The 20,857-nt window shown below is 30.4% G+C and carries 18 protein-coding genes and 1 tRNA gene; 9 read left to right on the top strand and 10 right to left on the bottom strand.

All coding sequences use genetic code 11. The features are described from left to right. Positions 1-24 precede the first annotated feature (24 nt). The 4 genes from JAO71_RS04360 to JAO71_RS04345 all read left to right on the top strand — a co-directional run bounded on the left by JAO71_RS04360 (position 25) and on the right by JAO71_RS04345 (position 6,169). Positions 25-2,436: an efflux RND transporter permease subunit gene (locus JAO71_RS04360; protein ID WP_116824020.1), complete on the top strand. Its 2,412-nt coding sequence runs from the start codon at positions 25-27 to the stop codon at positions 2,434-2,436. A gap of 35 nt (positions 2,437-2,471) precedes the next feature. After that, positions 2,472-3,902: an asparagine--tRNA ligase gene (asnS, locus tag JAO71_RS04355; protein WP_116824019.1), complete on the top strand. Its 1,431-nt coding sequence runs from the start codon at positions 2,472-2,474 to the stop codon at positions 3,900-3,902. A 124-nt stretch (positions 3,903-4,026) separates the two neighbouring features. Next, entirely contained in the window at positions 4,027-5,487 is a 1,461-nt protein-coding gene (gene rpoN, locus JAO71_RS04350; protein WP_116824018.1) for an RNA polymerase factor sigma-54, read from the top strand. 76 nt (positions 5,488-5,563) lie between these two features. Continuing rightward, a complete protein-coding gene (locus JAO71_RS04345) occupies positions 5,564-6,169 on the top strand; it encodes a hypothetical protein (protein ID WP_202999181.1) in 606 nt (201 codons plus the stop codon). On the opposite strand, the gene JAO71_RS04340 is transcribed toward JAO71_RS04345, so the two are convergent. From JAO71_RS04340 to JAO71_RS04295, 10 genes are all read right to left on the bottom strand, one after another. Next, positions 6,164-6,859, bottom strand: coding sequence for a porin family protein (locus tag JAO71_RS04340; protein ID WP_116824016.1), 696 nt, complete (start codon positions 6,857-6,859; stop codon positions 6,164-6,166). The two genes, JAO71_RS04345 and JAO71_RS04340, sit on opposite strands and share 6 nt — an antisense overlap. A 93-nt stretch (positions 6,860-6,952) precedes the next feature. Next, the gene (locus JAO71_RS04335) at positions 6,953-7,423 is read right to left on the bottom strand and encodes an ExbD/TolR family protein (protein WP_054852040.1); all 471 of its coding nucleotides are present in this window, start codon (positions 7,421-7,423) and stop codon (positions 6,953-6,955) included. A gap of 11 nt (positions 7,424-7,434) precedes the next feature. Then, positions 7,435-8,043, bottom strand: coding sequence for an ExbD/TolR family protein (locus JAO71_RS04330; protein WP_054852041.1), 609 nt, complete (start codon positions 8,041-8,043; stop codon positions 7,435-7,437). Between the two features lie 2 nt (positions 8,044-8,045). After that, complete coding sequence (locus JAO71_RS04325) at positions 8,046-8,495, bottom strand: hypothetical protein (RefSeq protein WP_028289156.1); 450 nt, start codon at positions 8,493-8,495, stop codon at positions 8,046-8,048. 34 nt (positions 8,496-8,529) lie between these two features. Continuing rightward, positions 8,530-9,309, bottom strand: coding sequence for a MotA/TolQ/ExbB proton channel family protein (locus JAO71_RS04320; protein WP_028289157.1), 780 nt, complete (start codon positions 9,307-9,309; stop codon positions 8,530-8,532). A gap of 150 nt (positions 9,310-9,459) precedes the next feature. After that, positions 9,460-9,547 (bottom strand) — tRNA-Ser (locus tag JAO71_RS04315). Positions 9,548-9,618: 71 nt separating this feature from the next. After that, complete coding sequence (locus JAO71_RS04310; RefSeq protein WP_202999179.1) at positions 9,619-10,650, bottom strand: asparaginase; 1,032 nt, start codon at positions 10,648-10,650, stop codon at positions 9,619-9,621. A gap of 21 nt (positions 10,651-10,671) precedes the next feature. Further along, positions 10,672-11,439 carry a TatD family hydrolase gene (locus JAO71_RS04305; protein WP_202999177.1) on the bottom strand — a complete coding sequence of 256 codons (768 nt, stop codon included), beginning with the start codon at positions 11,437-11,439 and terminating at the stop codon, positions 10,672-10,674. Between the two features lie 77 nt (positions 11,440-11,516). Continuing rightward, positions 11,517-12,272: a tetratricopeptide repeat protein gene (locus JAO71_RS04300; RefSeq protein ID WP_202999175.1), complete on the bottom strand. Its 756-nt coding sequence runs from the start codon at positions 12,270-12,272 to the stop codon at positions 11,517-11,519. Between the two features lie 4 nt (positions 12,273-12,276). Beyond that, positions 12,277-12,858 carry an RNA polymerase sigma factor gene (locus JAO71_RS04295; RefSeq protein ID WP_202999173.1) on the bottom strand — a complete coding sequence of 194 codons (582 nt, stop codon included), beginning with the start codon at positions 12,856-12,858 and terminating at the stop codon, positions 12,277-12,279. 117 nt (positions 12,859-12,975) lie between these two features. Between JAO71_RS04295 and JAO71_RS04290 the strand changes: the two genes are divergently transcribed. From JAO71_RS04290 to JAO71_RS04270, 5 genes are all read left to right on the top strand, one after another. Then, positions 12,976-13,962, top strand: coding sequence for a hypothetical protein (locus JAO71_RS04290; protein WP_202999171.1), 987 nt, complete (start codon positions 12,976-12,978; stop codon positions 13,960-13,962). A 172-nt stretch (positions 13,963-14,134) separates the two neighbouring features. Further along, entirely contained in the window at positions 14,135-16,093 is a 1,959-nt protein-coding gene (locus JAO71_RS04285) for a PKD domain-containing protein (protein ID WP_202999169.1), read from the top strand. Between the two features lie 9 nt (positions 16,094-16,102). Beyond that, positions 16,103-18,646, top strand: coding sequence for a CHAT domain-containing protein (locus tag JAO71_RS04280; RefSeq protein WP_202999167.1), 2,544 nt, complete (start codon positions 16,103-16,105; stop codon positions 18,644-18,646). Further along, complete coding sequence (locus JAO71_RS04275; RefSeq protein ID WP_028606630.1) at positions 18,647-19,099, top strand: retropepsin-like aspartic protease; 453 nt, start codon at positions 18,647-18,649, stop codon at positions 19,097-19,099. A gap of 58 nt (positions 19,100-19,157) precedes the next feature. Next, complete coding sequence (locus JAO71_RS04270; protein ID WP_028289165.1) at positions 19,158-19,799, top strand: response regulator; 642 nt, start codon at positions 19,158-19,160, stop codon at positions 19,797-19,799. Positions 19,800-20,857 lie beyond the last annotated feature (1,058 nt).

Below are 20,857 nucleotides of genomic sequence, written 5' to 3'. Positions count from 1 at the left end.
CTTTGCTCCGTTTTTTAAAGCATTATGTTAAAACTTTTTTCAGCAAATTTTTGGGATGTTGTAGCAAGACTAATTCTTCGCAACAAAATAGCTATTCTTCTAGGTGTCATTTTAGTGACTATATTTTTTAGCACACAATGGAAGTACATGCGTTTTACGTATTCAGAAGCCAACCTTTTACCAGATGACCACGAAGTAAATATAACTTATAACGACTTTTTACAAGTCTTTGGTGAAGAAGGTAATTTAGTCGTATTAGGTGTAAAAGACACAACACTTTTTACTGTTGATAAACTAAATGCATGGAATGCACTATCTGATAGCTTTAGAGATGCTCCAGAGGTTGAAACGGTTGTATCTATTAAGGATCTTCAAAAATTAGTAAAGGATCTTAAAAACGAAAAATTTGCTTTAGAACCGTTTATCAAAGATTCTGTTACTTCAATACAACAAATAGAAAAGCTACAAGATCAATTATTTAATCAATATCCTTTTTACGATAATTTTTTATTTAATAAAGAAACCAAAACAGTCAGAACAGCTATATACCTTAAAAAAGACATTGTAAATACGCCTGCTAGGAAGGACTTTATAATGAATAATCTTGTTGAAAAAATTAAACTATTTGAAGCTAAAGAAGGTTTAGATGTCAGAATATCTGGTATGCCTTACATCAGAACTTTAAATGCACAGAATATTGTAGATGAAATTAATTTATTTGTATTAGCAGCATTATTAGTAACCTCATTAATTTTCTTTTTATTCTTTAGGTCATTTAGAGCTACCTTTATATCACTAATAGTCGTTTGTATTGGTGTTATGTGGACCTTAGGTATTTTAGGATTATTAGGTTATGAAATTACTGTACTAACAGCCTTAATCCCTCCATTAATTATTGTTATAGGAATACCAAATTGTATTTTCCTAATCAATAAATATCAACACGAGGTTAAATCTCATGGTAATAAAGTTAAAAGTTTACAACGTGTAATTACAAAAGTTGGTAATGCCACTTTAATGACCAATGTTACAACAGCTTCTGGTTTTGCCACATTTATTTTAACCGAAAGCACCTTACTAAAAGAATTTGGTGTCGTAGCGTCACTAAGTATTTTAGCAATATTTATACTGTGTTTATTAATAATTCCTATTATCTACACCTTTTTACCTTATCCAAAAGACCGTCATTTAGAACATTTAAATAAACGATGGATTGGTGGTTTTGTTAATTGGATGGAACGTATGGTTAAAGAAAAACGAATCGCAATCTACATTACTTCATTAGTATTGTTAGTGGTTTGTTTAATAGGAATATTTCAAATTAAAATATCTGGTAGTCTAATTGAAGACATGCCTAAAAAAGCAGAGTTTTTTCAAGATATCAGATTTTTTGAAGAAGAATTTGATGGAATAATGCCTTTAGAAATAATGATTGATACCAAGCGTAAGCAAGGTGTAATGAAATTAGCAACACTGAAGCGTATGGAGAAAATTGAAGATTTTATTAATGAAACTCCAGAATTTTCTAAACCTATCTCTGTAGTTGGATTAGTTAAATATTCAAAACAGGCTTACTATAATGGTAATCCAAAGTATTATCAATTACCAACAAGTCAAGAAAATAGTTTCATTTTATCTTATGCTAAAAACTCGACTTCAGATGTAGATTTACTTAAAAACTTTGTTGATAGTACTGGACAATATGCCAGAATCACAACCTTTATGAAGGATATCGGAACCGATAAAATGGAACGTATCCAGGAAAATTTACAAGACAAAATGAATAATGTTTTTCCAGAAGCCAAGTACAATGTTACCATGACTGGTAAAGCGTTAGTATTTCAAAAAGGAACAAAGTACCTGGTTAAAAACTTAGCAATATCACTCTCATTAGCAGTCATATTAATTTCATTATTTATGGCTTATATGTTTAGATCATTTAGGATGATTGTGGTTTCATTAATACCAAACTTACTACCACTTGTGGTAACTGCTGGATTAATGGGTTACATTGGTGTACCTATAAAACCTTCAACCATATTAGTATTTAGTATCGCTTTTGGTATATCTGTTGATGACACTATTCACTTTTTAGCAAAATACAGACAAGAACTTCAAGCTAATAACTGGAAAATTAAAAAATCAGTTTATGGTGCCTTAAGAGAAACTGGTGTAAGTATGTTTTACACATCAATAGTATTATTTTTCGGGTTTTCAGTATTTATAATTTCTAGCTTTGGTGGTACAGTTGCATTAGGTGCTTTAGTCTCTGTAACGTTACTATTTGCGATGTTATCAAACTTACTTTTATTACCATCGTTATTATTATCTTTAGAACGTAGTATTGCTAATAAAGAAGTATTAAAAAAACCAAAAATTAATATTATTCCAGTTGAAGATGATGACGAAAATGCATCAGTTTCAGAAGAAAAATAAAAGAAAACTCTATTTTTAATCAAATTTTTTTAAAAATGAAAACATATACAGTCGCTTCATTACTAAAGGAGACCAAATTACAAGAAATACAAATTAAAGGTTGGGTACGTACCTTTAGAGCTAAACGTTTTATAGCTTTAAATGACGGTTCTACACTTAATAATATACAATGTGTTGTTGATTTTGAAAACACAGACGAAGCCATACTTAAGCGTATAACAACAGGTGCTGCTGTAGCCATTACTGGAGAGTTAGTAGAAAGTCAAGGAAAAGGACAAACTGTAGAAGTTACAGTAACTAAAATCGAAATCTTAGGAGACTCTGACCCTGAAACTTATCCAATTCAACCCAAAAAACACTCTTTTGAGTTTTTAAGAGAAAATGCACATTTACGCACACGTACTAATACTTTTAGTGCAGTAATGCGTTTACGTTCTGCGTTATCTTTTGCGATACATAAGTATTTTAACAATAACGGTTTTTACTACATGCACACACCTATTATAACTGGTAGTGATGCAGAAGGTGCTGGTGAAATGTTTCGTGTTAGTACACTAGATCAAAAAAATCCACCTTTAACAGAAGATGGAGCTATTGACCACACTAAAAACTTTTTTGGAAAAGATACTAACCTTACAGTTTCTGGTCAGTTAGAAGCCGAAACTTATGCTATGTCTTTGGGTAAAGTATATACCTTTGGACCTACATTTAGAGCCGAAAACTCTAATACATCAAGACATTTATCTGAGTTTTGGATGATAGAACCTGAAGTTGCATTTATGGATTTAGCTGGAAATATGGATTTAGCTGAAGATTTCATGAAATCTGTTATTTCTTATGTGTTAGAAAATAATGCAGATGATTTACAGTTTTTAGATAAGCGCCTTTTAGATGAAGAAAAAACAAAACCACAAGCAGAACGTAGTGAGTTATCTTTAATTGAAAAATTAAAGTTTGTAACCGAAAACAACTTTAAACGTGTAAGCTATACTGAAGCTATTGATATTTTAAGAAATAGTAAACCTAATAAGAAAAAGAAATTCAATTATATTATTGAAGAATGGGGAGCAGATTTACAATCGGAACACGAACGTTTTCTTGTAGAAAAACACTTTAAATGTCCAGTAATATTATTTGACTATCCAGCAAACATAAAAGCCTTTTATATGCGCTTAAATGAGGATGGTAAAACAGTACGTGCTATGGATATTTTATTTCCTGGTATCGGAGAAATTGTTGGAGGATCTCAACGTGAAGAGCGTTTAGATGTCTTAAAAGAAAAAATGGCTGTACTAGATATACCAGAAGAAGAATTATGGTGGTACTTAGACCTACGTAAATATGGTACTGCTGTTCACTCTGGGTTTGGTTTAGGATTCGAGCGTTTAGTTATGTTTGCTACAGGAATGAGCAATATACGCGATGTAATACCTTACCCTAGAACACCACAAAACGCTGAGTTTTAAAATACAGTAAATAAATTTTAATAAACTCAAGTTTATTTAAAATCTAATATCTATATTAAAACAATCTACTATTATCAAAATGTAGATTGTTTTTTTTATTTTTATCATAATTCTAAAACATACTATGCTTAAACAATACCTACAGTTTAAATTATCTCAAAAGTTGTCTCCACAACAAATTCAATTAATGAAATTGATACAGTTGCCAACGCAAGCTTTTGAACAACGTTTAAAACAAGAGTTAGAAGAAAATCCTGCTCTTGAAGGTGGTAAAGAAGAAGTAAAAGATGAATTTGATGATGCTTTTGATAATTCTGCAGATGATTTTAATGATAATGAAACCATTGATGCTGGAGACATTAATGTTGATGATTATTTAAGTGATGATGAAATTCCTGACTATCGTACTAGTGTAAATAATTATAGTGCAGATGACGACGAAAAAAGTGTACCCTATGCTGCAGGAACTTCTTTCACCCAACATCTTGTTAATCAATTAAACACTTATAGATTAAGTGAAGAAGAACGCAGTATTGCCGAATTTTTAGTTGGTAGTGTGGACGAGAGTGGTTACATACGTAGACAATTAATTGATATTGTAGACGATTTAGCCTTTACACAAAGTGTTTATACAGAAGAAGACAAAGTCGCAAATGTACTTAAAATTGTACATCAATTGGATCCTGCTGGTGTAGGTGCACGTAATTTACAAGAGTGTCTAAGCATACAACTACATCGTAAAGACAAACAACCTGATGTCCTATTGGCTGCAAATATAATTGATAATGCGTTTGATCAATTTACTAAAAAGCATTACAAAAAATTAATGCAAAAATTTGACATCACAGAGTTACAACTTAAAGATGCCATTCATGAAATAGAACGTCTTAATCCAAAACCTGGAGGCTCATATGCTGGAAATAATAAAATTGTAGAGCATGTAGTACCTGACTTTGCTATTAGAATTGTTGATGGCGAATTAGAACTTACACTTAATGGACGTAATGCTCCAGAATTACATGTTTCACGACAGTATAGCAATATGCTTAAAGGCTATAAAGAAAGTAAAGATAAAAGTAAATCTCAAAAAGATGCTGTATTATTTATAAAGCAAAAACTAGATGCAGCAAAATGGTTTATTGATGCTATTAAGCAAAGACAACAAACCTTATTTGTAACTATGAGTAGTATAATGCATTATCAAAAAGAATATTTTTTAACTGGTGATGAGCGCAACTTAAAACCAATGATATTAAAAGATATTGCTGACGAGATAGAAATGGATGTTTCTACAGTATCACGTGTAGCGAATAGTAAATATGTTGATACACCTTACGGAACAAAATTAATCAAAGAGTTTTTCTCTGAATCTATGACGAATGATCAAGGTGAAGAAGTTTCTACAAGAGAAATTAAAAAGATACTAGAAACTGTAATTGAAGAGGAATCTAAGAAAAAACCATTAACAGATGAAGCTTTATCTAAAATTTTAAAAGAAAAAGGCTATCCAATTGCTAGACGTACAGTAGCTAAATATAGAGAGCAATTAGACATACCTGTTGCTAGATTAAGAAAAAAGATTTAAGTAGTTTAAAACACCCTAATTTGACTAAATAGACTAATAAAATTATAGTAATAAACTTAAATCTCTTTTTGAAAAAATGAAATGGCTACTTAAAAGCATATCTTATATTTTTCATCCTATAATAATGCCTTTCTTGGCTGTGCATTTTTATTTTCAAAAATCACCAAGATTTATACCTGAACAATTAATATATGCTAAACAAATCTCTTTGTTTATTCTTACAGCTGTTTTACCAATAATGGTATATTTTTTACTTAAAACGTTAGGTCAAACAAAAAGTATACACTTAAAAACAGCAAAAGAGCGTATATTCCCTTTGCTTGTAAATAGCTTCATTATTGGCTTAATACTATACAGAGTATTTCCGTTAGACCATATTCCAGAATTATATTATTTTTTTATGGGTATTTTAATATCCAATACAACCTGTTTGTTATTAGCTATATTAAAATTTAAAGCAAGTATACACTTAATAGCAACAGGAGGAGTTGTCATGTTTTTTATAGCTTTTGCTATACATTTTAGTATTAACATTAATGGAAGCTTAGCCTTAATGGTTTTAATAACAGGGGCAGTAGCATCGTCTAGATTATACCTAAAAGCACACACAGGAAAAGAATTAATAGTAGGTTTAATAATAGGGTTAACACCACAGTTAATGTTATTAAAATATTGGTTATAAAATATAAAACATTATACCAATTTTTATTTCACTAACATTAAGGTTTTCGTTGTTAATTTTAGCATTATCAAACAAAGTATTTAAACCATAATACAAATGAAAGTTCCAAGTAATATAACCTGCACTTAATGTTAAACCATATTGTAACTCATTAAAAGCATCAACGTTATTTAGTCTAAAATCTTCAGGTGACCCCTTGTATTTTGTATCGTTAGCAAATTGGTAACCCAACTTAAAACCAGTATAAATCCTCCAAAAATCATACTCAGTTGGTGTAGATGTTCTCCATCTAAATTCAATAGGTAGTTCTATTACGTAGGTATAAAATTTATTCTTTGAATAATCAGTATCATTGTTATCTAATACAGAAAAGGTAGTAGAGTTATTGGTCTTAGAAATTAATAAATTATGATTATAAGCATTTAATGATACACCTAAACCAACACCAATAGCCTTATTACGTCTTGCATTAATAGGCATATCTCTAATGATACCAAAATGAATTCCGCTTGAAAAAGAGTTTTGACTAACTCCTAATGGCTTATTATTTAGTAAATTATAAGTAACACCCAAATAGAATTGATCTTCTCTGTATAGCGAATCAACAACGGATTTATAAGCAATAGTCTCTTGAGCAAAAACCATTGGTGTTACAAATAGTGTTAAACAAAATAATAAACAATATTTCATTGTAGGGATAAAATTATAAAACAATAAATATATAAAAAACAAAAGGTGTTTTGAAAAATCAAAACACCTTTTGTTATAAAATTAAGAGTAATATTATTTAAGTCCACTACCTTTTTTAGTAGTGTAATTAATTTTTAATTGCCCTACCTTTCTTAATTGTTGCTCTATATCTGATACAAGACCCATATTTGTTTCTTTATCAACTTTCAAAGCTGCAATTAATTGAGGTATTTCAGCTTCACGTTTAGAAGCACGCTCAGCAGCAACGAAAGATGCAATCTCATTAAGATTAGCAAACTTATCGTTTAACTGAATTTTAGCTTCTTCGCCTTGGCTTTTGTATTGATCACTAGGTTTTCCAGCGTAGATAAACATTATCAAGTTTTTCTGTCCTAGTTTTTCAGTTTCGGCAGCAGAAGGTAAATTGTTTTTAATTTTCAAACTGCTGTCTCTCATTACGGTTGCAACCATGAAAAAGAATAATAGCATGAATACAATATCTGGTAGAGATGCTGTAGAAATAGCTGGCAATTCTTTACTGCCTCCTTTTTTAAATTTTGACATAGTTTAATAAATTATTTAGGTTCTGCTTTCGAAATAATTCTAGGATATTTAGCTTTAATATTGCTAATTTTCGCCTTTAATTTTTCGCTTTTAAATTCTGGTGATTTAGAATCATCGTAAGAGGCTTCCATTTCTTTAAAAGAACGGTTGTATAGCTTCTGCGCTAAACGCTCTCTTAAAACTGAGTAAGCACTTACTAACTGATCGTAAACCACGATAAAAGTTTCGTAATCTGTAGCTCTAGAATGTGTAATAGAGATAATTGCTTTTTCTGGATGGTCTGAAGATGCTGGATCTTTTAAACCTTCACAGTAATTACATTTTTCTTTAGCTGCATTCTCTCCTCCTCCATTGTCGATAAATTTAATAGCTGCTGCTTTTAAATCCTTAATTTTCATTAGCTCATCTTCAACCAACATTTCGTTGTCTTTATTAAGCTCGACTGTAAAGATGTTTTTTTGTTTAATCTTAACATCTGGTGGTGGAATATCTGGTGGTAACTTTGAGCTAATACCAGAATCTACTTCAATAGTTGTTGTTACTAAGAAAAATATTAATAATAAGAAGGCAATGTCAGCCATAGAGCCTGCATTAACTTCTGGTGCTGATCTTTTTGCCATAATTATTTAATTAATTTTTTAATACCTGAGAATATCATTGTAGCAGCTGCTCCTAAAATAAGGATATAAAATGCTACTAATCCAGCTCCTACTAACGTAGATTCACCTTCAGTTGCTGTTATTCCGTTATAAAAATACTCTCTAGTGTCTCCACCAGAAACAGCGTATGCTATTAGTAATATTGCTACAAAAGCTCCAACACCAATTAAAGTGTTTTTAAGAGATTTTCCTCCTGTAAATAAGTTTTTGAAAACAAAAACTAAAACAAACAACAATACTAGTCCTAATATAATGTAAGCTATTATTATCATTGGCTCAATAGTAGACGTATCAGGTGTAGTTGCAGCTGCAGCTGCCTTGATAGCTTCGTCTCCTTTTGCTATGATATTAACTAAAACTCCTATACCAGCAATACTCAATACTATAGCAACTATTTTTAAAATCTTGTGCATAATCTTTAATTTTTAAAGTTAGTAATTGAGTGAATTATTTCTTGTACTTAGATAACATATCCATTAAGTTAATAGAAGAGTCTTCCATATCGTTAACGATACTATCTATTTTTGCAATAATGTAATTGTAAAAGATTTGTAATATAATTGCTACAATAAGACCAAATACAGTAGTTAATAAGGCAACTTTAATACCTCCTGCTACTAATGATGGTTGCATATCTCCAGCTGCTTCAATTTTATCAAAAGCTTGGATCATACCAATTACTGTTCCCATGAACCCTAACATTGGTGCTAATGCAATAAATAAAGAAATCCAAGATACGTTTTTCTCTAATTGTCCCATTTGAACTCCACCATAAGCTACAACAGCTTTCTCAGCAGACTCTAAGTCTCCGTCAGCTCTGTCTAAACCTTGGTAAAAGATAGAAGCAACAGGTCCTTTTGTGTTACGACATACTTCTTTAGCAGCTTCTAAACCACCTGATTGAAGTGCCTCTTCAACATCTTGAGTTAATTTTTTAGAGTTAGTTGTAGATAAGTTTAAAAAGATAATTCTCTCTATAGCTATTGCTAAACCAAGAATTAAACATAGTAATACAATCCCCATAAACCCTGGTCCACCTTCAATAAAACGTTTTTTAAGTTCTTGGTGGAACGTTAAGTTCTCAGCATCTGCAGTTGCATCAGCAGTTGAATCATCTTGTGTAAGGACTACAGTAGTTGCAGTAGCCATTGCTGCATTAGTCGTTGCATTTGCAGTTCCGAATGCCATGATACACGCTATGGCTAGGATAGAAAATAATCTTTTCATTTTTTTGTTCTTAATTTTATTAGTTAAAGTGTTAAAGATATAAAAAAAATGCAATTAAATATAAAAATAACCAAAAGAGCTTAAGTAAACTCATACAAGTCTTACTTAAAACACTTCTAAAAACTATCAAGATATTAAACAAATATCTTGCAGAGAGGAAGGGATTCGAACCCTCGATACGCTATTAACGCATACACGCTTTCCAAGCGTGCGCCTTAAGCCACTCGGCCACCTCTCTGTAATTATAGTCAATTACAGTGGAGCAAATAACAAAAAAATATCTGTAACTTAAAATTTTGAAGGTTAATTTTAAGACATTTCTCCACGTAAAGCCGTTTCATATATGGTTTTGAACAAGTTAGGAGAAATATTTTCTCCTAACAAATACATCAATTTTGAGAGTGCTGCCTCTGTTGTGATGTCTTTACCTGATATAAGACCTATTCTTTTTAGTTTTTCACTAGTTTCATATTGTCCCATTAACACACTTCCACCAGAGCATTGGGTGACATTAATAATAGGAATCCCTTTATTTATTGTGTTTTTTAGTAAATCTAAAAACCAATCTTGAGTGGTACAATTCCCTGCTCCATAGGTTTCTAAAATAACACCTTTTAATCCTTCGGTTTTAAATATACTTTCTAATATATTTTTTGAAATTCCTGGAAACAGTTTTATTAATGCTATATTAGGATCTAAGTTTTTATGTACAACTAAGTTTTTTCTAGGATTTGGTTTAAACAGATACTCGTTATTAACTTTTAAATGCACACCACTTTCTGCTAAATCTGGATAATTTAAACTGGCAAATGCTTCAAAATGCTCAGCATTAATCTTTGTTGTTCGGTTAGCTCTGTAAAGCTTATATTCAAAATACAAACCGACTTCTTTTATAACTGGTTTATTATAATGTTGTAAAGAGGCAATTTGTATTGAGGTTATTAAATTTTCTTTTGCATCAGTACGTAAATCTCCAATTGGTAATTGTGACCCAGTAAATATAACTGGTTTTGCTAAATGCTCTAACATAAAGCTTAGAGCGGAAGACGTATAACTCATCGTGTCGCTTCCGTGTAAAACAACAAACCCATCAAATGCTTCATAATTATTTTCAATTACTTCAGCTATTTGAATCCAATAATCTGGATTCATGTTACTAGAATCTATTGGATCGTCAAAAGAATAAGTTTCAATGGTACATTCCAACAACTTAAGCTCTGGAATACGAACTAATAAATTTTCAAAATCAAAAGCACGTAAAGCTCCAGTTTCAGGATCTTTAATCATACCTATGGTTCCTCCTGTATATATAAGGAGAATGTTTGGAATTGTTTTAGTCATATTTAATGGCTTTATTTTAAGTTAAACACCAAAAACTTGCTTTGAATTTTCCGTTGTTAGATCTGCTATTGTTTGTTCTGTTGTCTGGTAAATTTCGGCTAGTTTTTCAACCACCTTTATTATATAACTACTTTCGTTTCGTTTTCCTCTAAAAGGCTTTGGTGCTAAATAAGGTGCGTCTGTTTCTAAAACAATATGCTTTAATTCTATTTGATTTAAAAACTGATCTATTTTTCCGTTTTTAAAAGTTGCTACTCCACCAATACCTAATTTCATATTATAAGAAATGGCTTGATGGGCTTGCTCTAAACTTCCTGTAAAACAATGAAAAATACCGAACAGGTCCTGCCCTTTTTCTTCTTCTAAAATTTCAAAAACCTCATCAAAAGCTTCTCGACAATGTATAACTATTGGTAATTGATGTTTTTTTGCCAATTGTATTTGAAGTCTAAAGGCTTCTTGTTGAATAGCTAATGTACTTTTGTCCCAATATAAATCTATACCTATCTCTCCAACAGCATAAAATTTATGAGTATCTAACATGTCTGTAACATGCTGTAACTCGGTTTTATAATTGTCCTTGACATGTGTTGGATGCAAGCCCATCATTAAAAAAACGTTTTCGGGATAGTCTTTTTCTAATTGTAACATACTATTTGTGTAAGTGCTATCAATTGCAGGAATAAACAATCTTGAAACGCCTGTTTCCAATGTACGCTGCATCATCTCTGCTCTATCATCATCAAAAGCTTCACTGTATAAATGTGTATGAGTATCTGTAATTATCATGTCGCAAAAATAAAAAAGTCATCATGGTTATGATGACTTTTGACTAAGTATTTTGCATCCTTATATATAAGATTTTTTTACTCCAGTTTTTTTAGCAAACGTTGGGCTTGGCTGTAATCATCTGCATCTTCTGGTATTGTTTTAAGTATAGTCACACATTCTTGTGTATTATCTTGCTTTAGCTTACTTAAAGCTAGATACCACTTGGCTCTGTTTTTATAGGCTGAGCTACCTTGTGACAATGGATTTAAAATAGTTTCAGCAACGGTAAAATTATCCAGCTCTATATTTGTAATTGCGTAGTAAAAATTATATTCTGTATTATCTGGATTTTCTTCTAATAATTGTTTTAAGTATAAATTTGCTTTATCAAATTGTTTACTATTAAAAGCTTTGGTCGTTTTAATTAATAAATCAACATTACCAGTTGTACTTCTTACTGAAAAATCTATAGTTTGATGTGTATTATAATCTGAATATCCAACCTGTGTTGTTAATTGATTATAAGCAAAAAAGCCCATTAATATAACAACACTTGCTGCTATTACATACTTTAAAAAACTAAAGTTTTTTGTACTTGTTTGATTTGATTGTGTTTCTTTTTCTTTATTAAAATACTGAAATGCTATATTATCTAAATTTGCTTTAAAATCTTTAGTTTTATTTTCATTTTTAATATCATGATCTAAGTAATCTGAAAAGTCTTTATAAATAGTAAAAGCCTTCTTAAATTCTGGATCTGAATTTAACCTAGTTTCAAAATTAATTTGATCTTTACTGGATAAGTCACCTGATAAATAGTCTTCAAAAAGGATGTAATCTTGTTCTTGCATAACACTAATAATTAAGTTGATTAAAAGTTGATGACTCTTGAACTAACTTGGTTAATTGTCCAATGCAAAGCGATTTTTTCTTTCGTGCGTAAGCATAACTTATATCTAAACTTTTGGCAACTTCTTCCATGGATTTGGTTTTAAAAGTAGCTTTAAGTAATTCTTTACAGGCTGTTCCTAATTTTTGAAACATTTGATTAAATAAGGCTTGTTTGTTTTCAAAATCTGAGGTTTCAAAAGATAGTTCTTGTGCGTCATCATTTTTAGATAAAACCTCTTCGTTAATTGTTACCTGATTTTTATTATTTTTTTTCAAATGGTTTAACCACTTACGTTTACATAACAAAAAAAAATACGCATCAAATGGACAAGTTAATTGCAACTTTTTTTGACTGCCTTGATTGTAAATAGTAATTATTGTCTCTTGTATAATGTCCTGAGCACCATGTTCGTCTCCATTATTCTGTTTAATATAATTAACCACTTTGGGTGCAAACTTATCATAAATAGCCTGTATTATAAACGAGTTATTAGCAACTAATCCATCTACGTACTTCTGGTCATCATGTGTTTTTTTTTGACTCATAAACCCTTTGATTTCAACGAATTTAAAAAAACTTTATTTAAAAAGGGTAACAATTTTTTAATGGTTTTGATATAAAGGTGTAACAGACAAAAACTATTAATCATTAAACTATAAATTATGAAACATTTAAAAACAATTTTAGGAACCTTTTTTATTAGCACAATGGTATTTACAAGCTGTAATCCAAATGATGATGGAGATAATATTACCCAACAAAACAATGTAACACCTGCTACTGAAGCACAATTTAAAAACATAAAGGATGAAGCCATTAGCAATCACACTCAAAATTTTATTTTTAATGCAGATGATGGTAATATAAGTTTAACTTCTGATAATGGAGTACAAATAAATATTAATGGAAATTGCCTAACATTAAACGGAAATCCAGTCACTGGTCAAGTCGAATTAGAATACATTGAGTTGTTTGATAAAGGTAGTATGCTTACTACTAACAAACCAACAATGGGAACACTACCAAATGATGACAAAAGCTTATTAATCTCTGGTGGTGAGTTTTTTATAGAAGCTACACAAAACGGAAACCAATTAGCTACCAATTGTGGTCTTCAACTTATAATTCCTGCTAGTCTAACTGGTGGAGCAGATCCGTTAATGTCACTTTGGGAAGGAGAGATTGACACTGAAGACAACTTAACCTGGAATGAAGTAGATGGTCCTGCTCAAGGTGGAGAAGTATTTGTAGAAGGCAATGAGTACTATGGACTTTTACAAGGTTTTGGCTGGACTAACGTGGACCGTTTTTATAGCGACACTAGACCAAAAACAGAATTATTAGTACAGGCTCCAAACGGTTACAATTTTTCAAATAGTGCTGTTTATTTATCTTATGATGGCGAAGATTCTGGATTAGCATCTTTAGATACTTATGATAATACCCTTAATTTATTTAGCGAACATTATGGACAAATACCTATTGGATTAGAATGTCACATCATTTTTGTTACCGAAGATAACGGAGTCTGGAGATATGCAATAAAACCAGTAACAATAGCAGCAAACAGCACAATAGTATTTACAATACAAGAAACTACTATTGGTACAGAAGCCACACTAACAGCTTTAATAAATGGTTTACCATAACCACTAACCTACTTAAATTTAAAAGTCAGAAATTAATTTTTCTGACTTTTTCACATATTAATCCTTTACTAAAACTAGCGTTTAATTAACTGAAACCTACCGTTAATAGATTCTCAAACAAGCATCTATTATTTTATTACTAAATTTAGTGTGCTATTAATTAATAACTAACATGAAAAAGCTGTCTTTAATACTTATTATTTTATATACCGTTTCTAGTATTGCACAACAAAAAACAGTTAGCGACACAGTTGCACGCGTTGCAACTATACAACATAAAACTAATGGTAATCAAGTACAATTTAATGCAGATGCACCAACACTAAATCAAATAGCAGGAGCACCAAAAGCATTTTACACCAACTATTGGGAGTTTGGAGATGGTACCTATAGCAAAAAAAACACTCCAACAAAAACCTATAAAAATTCTGGAGACTATCAAGTCAGACTTTGGGCTACAAACAATTACGACACTGGAAAACCTCCAACCTCAAGACCAAAAAAAATAAGAATTGATAAAACAAATGATGACTACCAAGAACAAGCCTCTATGGATCAAGCAATTGACTTACAACGTAACAGAGAGCCTGTACCAGAACAAGATATGGTTGTAATATTTAAATATAAAAACACCAAAGACTATCCAACAAACGGAAAGTTATACTTGTTTTATAATGAGCTAAAATACAATAATCCAAACTTTACAATCACAGATACCAGAACTCATCATAACGAAATCATATTAGAAAACGATGATTTAGTGTACACCTCTAAACACTACAATACTGTGTATTACGCTTCCGCGGAAAACCAAAGCGTACATGATTATGTTACTTCAATTGATTCAACCGAGAAACAAAATCTTCCGCTTACATTAGAAGAAGCCAAATCCACCTACAAAGATGTAAGCAAATTAAGTTTTGACAATATGCAACCCAACGAAGAACGCAATGTCTTTTACACCTTACAAACCACACCAGAAATGCTTAAGGACACAAGTGCAATAATTTCGGTAAGAGGTGTGTATATTCCGGATAACAACTACGACAATCATAATGTTAAAGACATGGAAATGGAAATTGTTACCTCTCATGATCCAAACAAAATGTCTTCAAACGCTACCTTTTTAAATTATAGATTGGTACGTTATAAAAAACCAAAATTTAAAATTAGATTTCAGAATAATGGAGAAGGTCCTGCAACAACCATAAAACTAGAAACAGACATACCAGATATGTTTGACAAAGCAACTATTGAAGTTTTAGATATGTATCCAAAAGTAAAAATTTGCCCAAAACACGAGGTTGCCTTTAGTTGCTTAGACACAACTTACACAGCAAAACAAGCCATTTTTACTTTTAAAAATATCTATCTTCCTGGCAGCCAACAAAAAAATGTCAAGGTATACGATTCAACTAAAGGCTTTGTGCAATACAGAATTAAGTTTGGCAAGGATTTTCATAAAATAAAAACAAAATCACGTACAGCAATCATTTTTGATAAAAACGACCCTATAATCACCAATTACTCAACTACTAGGTTTTTACCAGGACTATCCATTGGTGTAAAAGCAGGCTATAATTCGTTTTCAGATTTAGGCAATTCCAAAAGTTATTTTATTGGTGCAACAATTTCACCTTACAAATCCTATAAATGGTATTGGCAAATAGAACTTTTAAATAGTTTTCACCAATACGATGGACAGACTAATGTAACAAATACGTTTGTAGAAAACACACCTGTTGGCTTTCCTTATTATGAACGCACCACAACAACTACAACTTATGACAATATAGATTGGGAAATACCAATTTTGGCTAGATATAATATTAATAATTACATTGGTTTAGGCACTGGTTTACAAGGTATGCTATCTATAAGCGAAAAAAATAAAAACACTACCACAACTGCATATTTTGAAGATGAAGCTGGAACATTTGCTGTCCCTAACTTAAGCACAACTATTAATGAAGACAATACGTCATCGTCATTTACCAATTTTAGAACAGGTATTTTACTAGAAGCTACAGCTGGTTTTGCTAGAATAGGACCAAGTGTAGGTGCACGTTATGTTTTTAGTTTTAAAGAAAACTATAATTACATGCAGTTTTATGCCATTTGGAAATTTTAATTTTTACAAATGAAACATAGTCTTTTCATAATTACCTTTCTTGTTTTTGGTAGTACACTATCTCAAGATTTAGAAGAAGCTATTTACCTAGCAACCGAAACTTTTAACTCTAAAAGGAGTCCTACTACCTACTCTACACTTTTAAAAACAGAAAACACTTTAAAAAAAAATCTAGTAACTAAAGATCATTATTTTGCTTACTTATTTTTACTGGTTAACAAAGCTAATTATTTAGATAATAGTAATAAACAAACCGAAGCAATACAGGTTTACGAAGACGCTTTACAACTATACAATACACAAAAATTAAATACTATTTTTAAATATGATATTACAGAATATTGTTTAAAACCCTTAGGTATATTATACAATAAAATAGGAGATTATACCAATGCAGAAAACACCATTAAACACTATATTTTTCTAGCAGAAAAGAAAAAAAACAACAAACATCGTATTAGTGGAGCCATAAATTTAGCTCAACTATATTACACTATCGGTAATTATAAAGCTGCAATTAAAATTGCTAAAGCTGGATTACAACTACACTCTGTTTTAGATACTCAAAAACAAAAATTAAAACGCATCATAACCAATTGCTCTATTAAAACCCAAAATATAAATGAGACTAAAATAGTACACAGTAATCCTGATAACGAAACACAGTATCAATTAGCATTAAAAAACAAAGATTACAAACTAGCATTACATTACTTTCAATTAAAATATGTGTCTTTAAAAAAAGACTTACTTTCGGTTAGAGATAAAGCAAAGTTAGAGTTTGAAGAAGCCCAACTTCATTATAAATTAAACGATTTTAAAAATTCATCAAAACAATTACAACTAGCTTTAAAAACGTTATTACCAAATTACAATTCAAAAACACTTCCTAAACAAGAAGATTTATATGCCGAAAACACCTTTATTGACATTTTTGATTTATTGGCAAGACTCCAAACCAATTATAAAAAAAGTTTATCGTGTTATGACCTTAGTTTTTATGTTTCTAATGTATTAACTAAAAATCTAACCTCTCAGGAAGCAAAATTAATGCATTTGTCCAATAATAGAAAGCGAAGTGAATCTTGCATATCTCTATTATATGACCAATATACTACCAACAAAGACTCGACATTAATAGTTAATGCATTTAAATACGCTGAAAAAAATAAAGCTTCCGTATTAAAAGAAACCATAGGTAAAACTTCATTATTACAATTACACCCAAAAGACAGTTTATTAATACAAGAGCAAATCCGATTACAGGAACAAGAGCGATTAACCAATAAATTGATAAAAGCACAATACCAACAAGATGCCAAACTAATAAATAGTTTAAGTCAAGATTTATTAGAGGTTAGTCAAACTTTAAAACAGTTAAATCATCAAATTAATCTAAAGTACTCAGGTATAAATCAATCTGAAGTTTCAATTAAAAAACTACAGCAAAAATTAGCAGAAGACCAAGCTGTTTTAATCGAATATTTTTATGGTGAAACAGCTATATTTCAGTTTAAAATTTCCGCGAAAGCGATAGCTTTTTTTAAAATTAAAAAAACTCCTGAATTTGAAACTGCTATAACTAACTACATAACGTATTTTGATAATTCTTCTAACATTAATAATAATATAACCAAATATACTACTGATGCTTATCAGTTATATCAATTGTTAGGATTTAATCATGTGAAGGGACAACCTAATGTTATTGTGATTGCAGATAGCTTTTTAAATTTTATTCCTTTTGAAACACTTTTAACCCAACAAACATCTACACAAAGCTTTTCTAAAATGCCTTTTGTGGCCAAAACACAAGTATTAGCCTATAACACAAGTGCATTATTTTACCTAAATCAAAATCCTTTTATTTACAGTAATAAAGTATTAGGTGTGTTTCCTGTTTTTGAAAACACAAATACGACACTAACTCACTCTTTGAAAGAGGTAGAAAGCATCAAAAAAAATAGTAACGCAAAGTTTTTGATGTATAACAAAGCTACTAAAAATGAAGCTTTACAACAGGCAAAAAATTATGATGTATTACACTTATCAACACATGCCAATAGCGGAACTTTTAGAATACCAGCTAACATAGACTTTATTGATCAAAAATTATTTTTAAACGAATTATACAGCCTTAAATTAAACAACAACTTAGTCGTTTTAAGTGCTTGCGAAACTGGTATTGGTAGATTACACAAAGGAGAAGGTAGTATGAATTTACCTAGAGGTTTTCAGTACGCTGGAATAGAGAATATTTTATTTTCTTTATGGAAAATTAATGATTTATCCACCTCTCAAGTCATGGCTTCTTTTTATAAACATTACAAGTCAACACATTCTGCTTTTGTTGCTAATCATTTATCAAAAATAGATTACCTAAATAATAAAGCTATTTCTAACATTAAGAAATCTCCTTATTACTGGAGTCCGTTTATATATTATGGTGCAGTTACAGCAAAAAACAACACTTATAACTTAAATTATCTTCTTTTTACTTTTGTTGGTATGGCAATTGCTTTACTTTTATACTTTGTAATACGAAAAAGATAAATGGATAATAGTTTAAAGGATTTTTTATTTGATAAAGGTTATACTAGAGTCAAATTAAAATTAACAAAAACCAACCATTTTGAAGTCAAAGCTTCTATAAACGGAATTAAAGGTTTTTTTATTTTAGATACAGGAGCATCAAACAGTTGTGTTGGATTTGAAGCGACTCCAAAATTTATACTAAAAAAGGTTAAAGACTCTAAAATATTAGCTGCTGGAGCTGGAGCTACAGATATGCAAACGCAAGTATCCAAGAATAATACTATTAAGATAGGTAAAATAAAAATAAATAAACTAGCTTTAGTATTATTTGATTTAAGCCACGTTAACCTTGCTCTATCAAACCACAACGCACAAACTGTTGATGGTATAATTGGAGCAGACATTTTAAAAAAAGTAAAAGCTATTATAGATTACGAAAAAAAGTATTTGTATTTAAAAAAATTAGTCTAACATGTTAGTTTTTTATAATTTTAATACTCTCAATCAACTCCCAAAAAAATAAAAAAACATGAGTGTTTCCATTGTCATCGCAGATGACCACCCTTTAATGCTACGAGGTTTATCAGACTTTATTACTTCTAAAGGTTTTAATATTATAGGAAGTGCTAAAGATGGTCAAACAGCATATAATTTAATTGTAAAATTAAAACCAGACGTTGCGTTATTGGATATAAGAATGCCAAAAATGACTGGTTTAGAAGTTGCAGAAGCTTGTTTTAAAAATGAATTAGAAACCAAAATCATACTAATTACCTTTGATAATGAAGAGCATTTGTTTGATAAAGCTAGAGCTTGTAACGTGTATGGTTACATTTTAAAAGAGTTTGCAGTTGAAGAAATAGAAACATGCATTGCTAATGTTATAAAAGGAGAACCTTATTTTAGTGAAGAAATAGCTTCGTATTTAAACTCAAAAGTTACATATAGTAGCGACTCGTTATTAGAAAAGCTTACACCTACAGAAATTAAAGTAGTAAAGCTTTTAGCTGAAAAATTAAGCACTACAGATATTTCAAAACAACTTATGAGTTCTCCTAGAACCATTGAAAAACACCGTAGTAATATTGTAAAAAAACTTGATCTAAAAAGGTCTCATAACGAATTAATGTTATGGGCTAATCTTAATAAAGAGGTTATTAAAAATACGTAGTTCTACGTATTTTATAAGTCCCAAATTGATTATACCTTTACGATGGTTATTAATCAATTTTGGGAGAATTGATAAGGCTCTAAAACAGTTTACTGTTTTAGGGCTTTTTTTTGATACCTACTACAAATAAAAAATACGTAGTTCTACGTATTTCATATATCGTTCATAATCAGTACATTTACAGTGCTGAATAATCAATTTATGAGAGAATTGATAAAGCTCTGAAACGGTTTACTGTTTTGGAGCTTTTTTTTTGATACCTACTACAAATAAAAAATACGTAGTTCTACGTATTTCATATCTCTAATATTCACTCTACCTTTACAGTGCTATTAATCAATTTGGGAGAATTGATAAAGCTCTGAAACAGTTTACTGTTTTAGGGCTTTTTTTTGATACCTACTACAAATAAAAAATACGTAGTTCTACGTATTTCATACCTCTAATATTCACTCTACCTTTACAGTGCTATTAATCAATTTGGGAGAATTGATAAAGCTCTGAAACAGTTTACTGTTTTAGGGCTTTTTTTTTGACACCTACTACAAATAAAAAATACGTAGTTCTACGTATTTCATATCTCTAATATTCACTCTACCTTTACAGTGCTATTAATCAATTTTGGGAGAATTGATAAAGCTCTGAAACAGTTTACTGTTTTGGAGCTTTTTTTTAACACCTACTACAAATAAAAATACGTAGTTCTACGTATTTCATATCTCTAATATTCACTCTACCTTTACAGTGCTATTAATCAATTTGGGAGAATTGATAAAGCTCTGAAACAGTTTACTGTTTTGGAGCTTTTTTTAACACCTACTACAAATAAAAATACGTAGTTCTACGTATTTCATATCTCTAATATTCACTCTACCTTTACAGTGCTATTAATCAATTTTGGGAGAATTGATAAAGCTCTGAAACAGTTTATTGTTTTGGAGCTTTTTTTTAACACCTACTACAAATAAAAATACGTAGTTCTACGTATTTCATATCTCTAATATTCACTCTACCTTTACAGTGCTATTAATCAATTTGGGAGAATTGATAAAGCTCTG

The sequence above is a fragment of the Olleya sediminilitoris genome (assembly GCF_016785945.1).
In the GTDB taxonomy this organism is placed as follows: domain Bacteria; phylum Bacteroidota; class Bacteroidia; order Flavobacteriales; family Flavobacteriaceae; genus Olleya; species Olleya sediminilitoris.
The sequence above is the reverse complement of the archived record's forward strand: the minus strand, read 5'-3'. Positions and strand labels throughout refer to the sequence as shown.

What these genes read in the sequence shown, in the direction of transcription:
- JAO71_RS04360 (WP_116824020.1), top strand. Translation starts at nt 25, where the DNA reads ATGTTAAAACTTTTTTCAGCAAATTTTTGGGATGTTGTAGCAAGACTA.
- asnS (WP_116824019.1), top strand. Translation starts at nt 2,472, where the DNA reads ATGAAAACATATACAGTCGCTTCATTACTAAAGGAGACCAAATTACAA.
- rpoN (WP_116824018.1), top strand. Translation starts at nt 4,027, where the DNA reads ATGCTTAAACAATACCTACAGTTTAAATTATCTCAAAAGTTGTCTCCA.
- JAO71_RS04345 (WP_202999181.1), top strand. Translation starts at nt 5,564, where the DNA reads ATGAAATGGCTACTTAAAAGCATATCTTATATTTTTCATCCTATAATA.
- JAO71_RS04340 (WP_116824016.1), bottom strand. Translation starts at nt 6,859, where the DNA reads ATGAAATATTGTTTATTATTTTGTTTAACACTATTTGTAACACCAATG.
- JAO71_RS04335 (WP_054852040.1), bottom strand. Translation starts at nt 7,423, where the DNA reads ATGTCAAAATTTAAAAAAGGAGGCAGTAAAGAATTGCCAGCTATTTCT.
- JAO71_RS04330 (WP_054852041.1), bottom strand. Translation starts at nt 8,043, where the DNA reads ATGGCAAAAAGATCAGCACCAGAAGTTAATGCAGGCTCTATGGCTGAC.
- JAO71_RS04325 (WP_028289156.1), bottom strand. Translation starts at nt 8,495, where the DNA reads ATGCACAAGATTTTAAAAATAGTTGCTATAGTATTGAGTATTGCTGGT.
- JAO71_RS04320 (WP_028289157.1), bottom strand. Translation starts at nt 9,309, where the DNA reads ATGAAAAGATTATTTTCTATCCTAGCCATAGCGTGTATCATGGCATTC.
- JAO71_RS04310 (WP_202999179.1), bottom strand. Translation starts at nt 10,650, where the DNA reads ATGACTAAAACAATTCCAAACATTCTCCTTATATATACAGGAGGAACC.
- JAO71_RS04305 (WP_202999177.1), bottom strand. Translation starts at nt 11,439, where the DNA reads ATGATAATTACAGATACTCATACACATTTATACAGTGAAGCTTTTGAT.
- JAO71_RS04300 (WP_202999175.1), bottom strand. Translation starts at nt 12,272, where the DNA reads ATGCAAGAACAAGATTACATCCTTTTTGAAGACTATTTATCAGGTGAC.
- JAO71_RS04295 (WP_202999173.1), bottom strand. Translation starts at nt 12,858, where the DNA reads ATGAGTCAAAAAAAAACACATGATGACCAGAAGTACGTAGATGGATTA.
- JAO71_RS04290 (WP_202999171.1), top strand. Translation starts at nt 12,976, where the DNA reads ATGAAACATTTAAAAACAATTTTAGGAACCTTTTTTATTAGCACAATG.
- JAO71_RS04285 (WP_202999169.1), top strand. Translation starts at nt 14,135, where the DNA reads ATGAAAAAGCTGTCTTTAATACTTATTATTTTATATACCGTTTCTAGT.
- JAO71_RS04280 (WP_202999167.1), top strand. Translation starts at nt 16,103, where the DNA reads ATGAAACATAGTCTTTTCATAATTACCTTTCTTGTTTTTGGTAGTACA.
- JAO71_RS04275 (WP_028606630.1), top strand. Translation starts at nt 18,647, where the DNA reads ATGGATAATAGTTTAAAGGATTTTTTATTTGATAAAGGTTATACTAGA.
- JAO71_RS04270 (WP_028289165.1), top strand. Translation starts at nt 19,158, where the DNA reads ATGAGTGTTTCCATTGTCATCGCAGATGACCACCCTTTAATGCTACGA.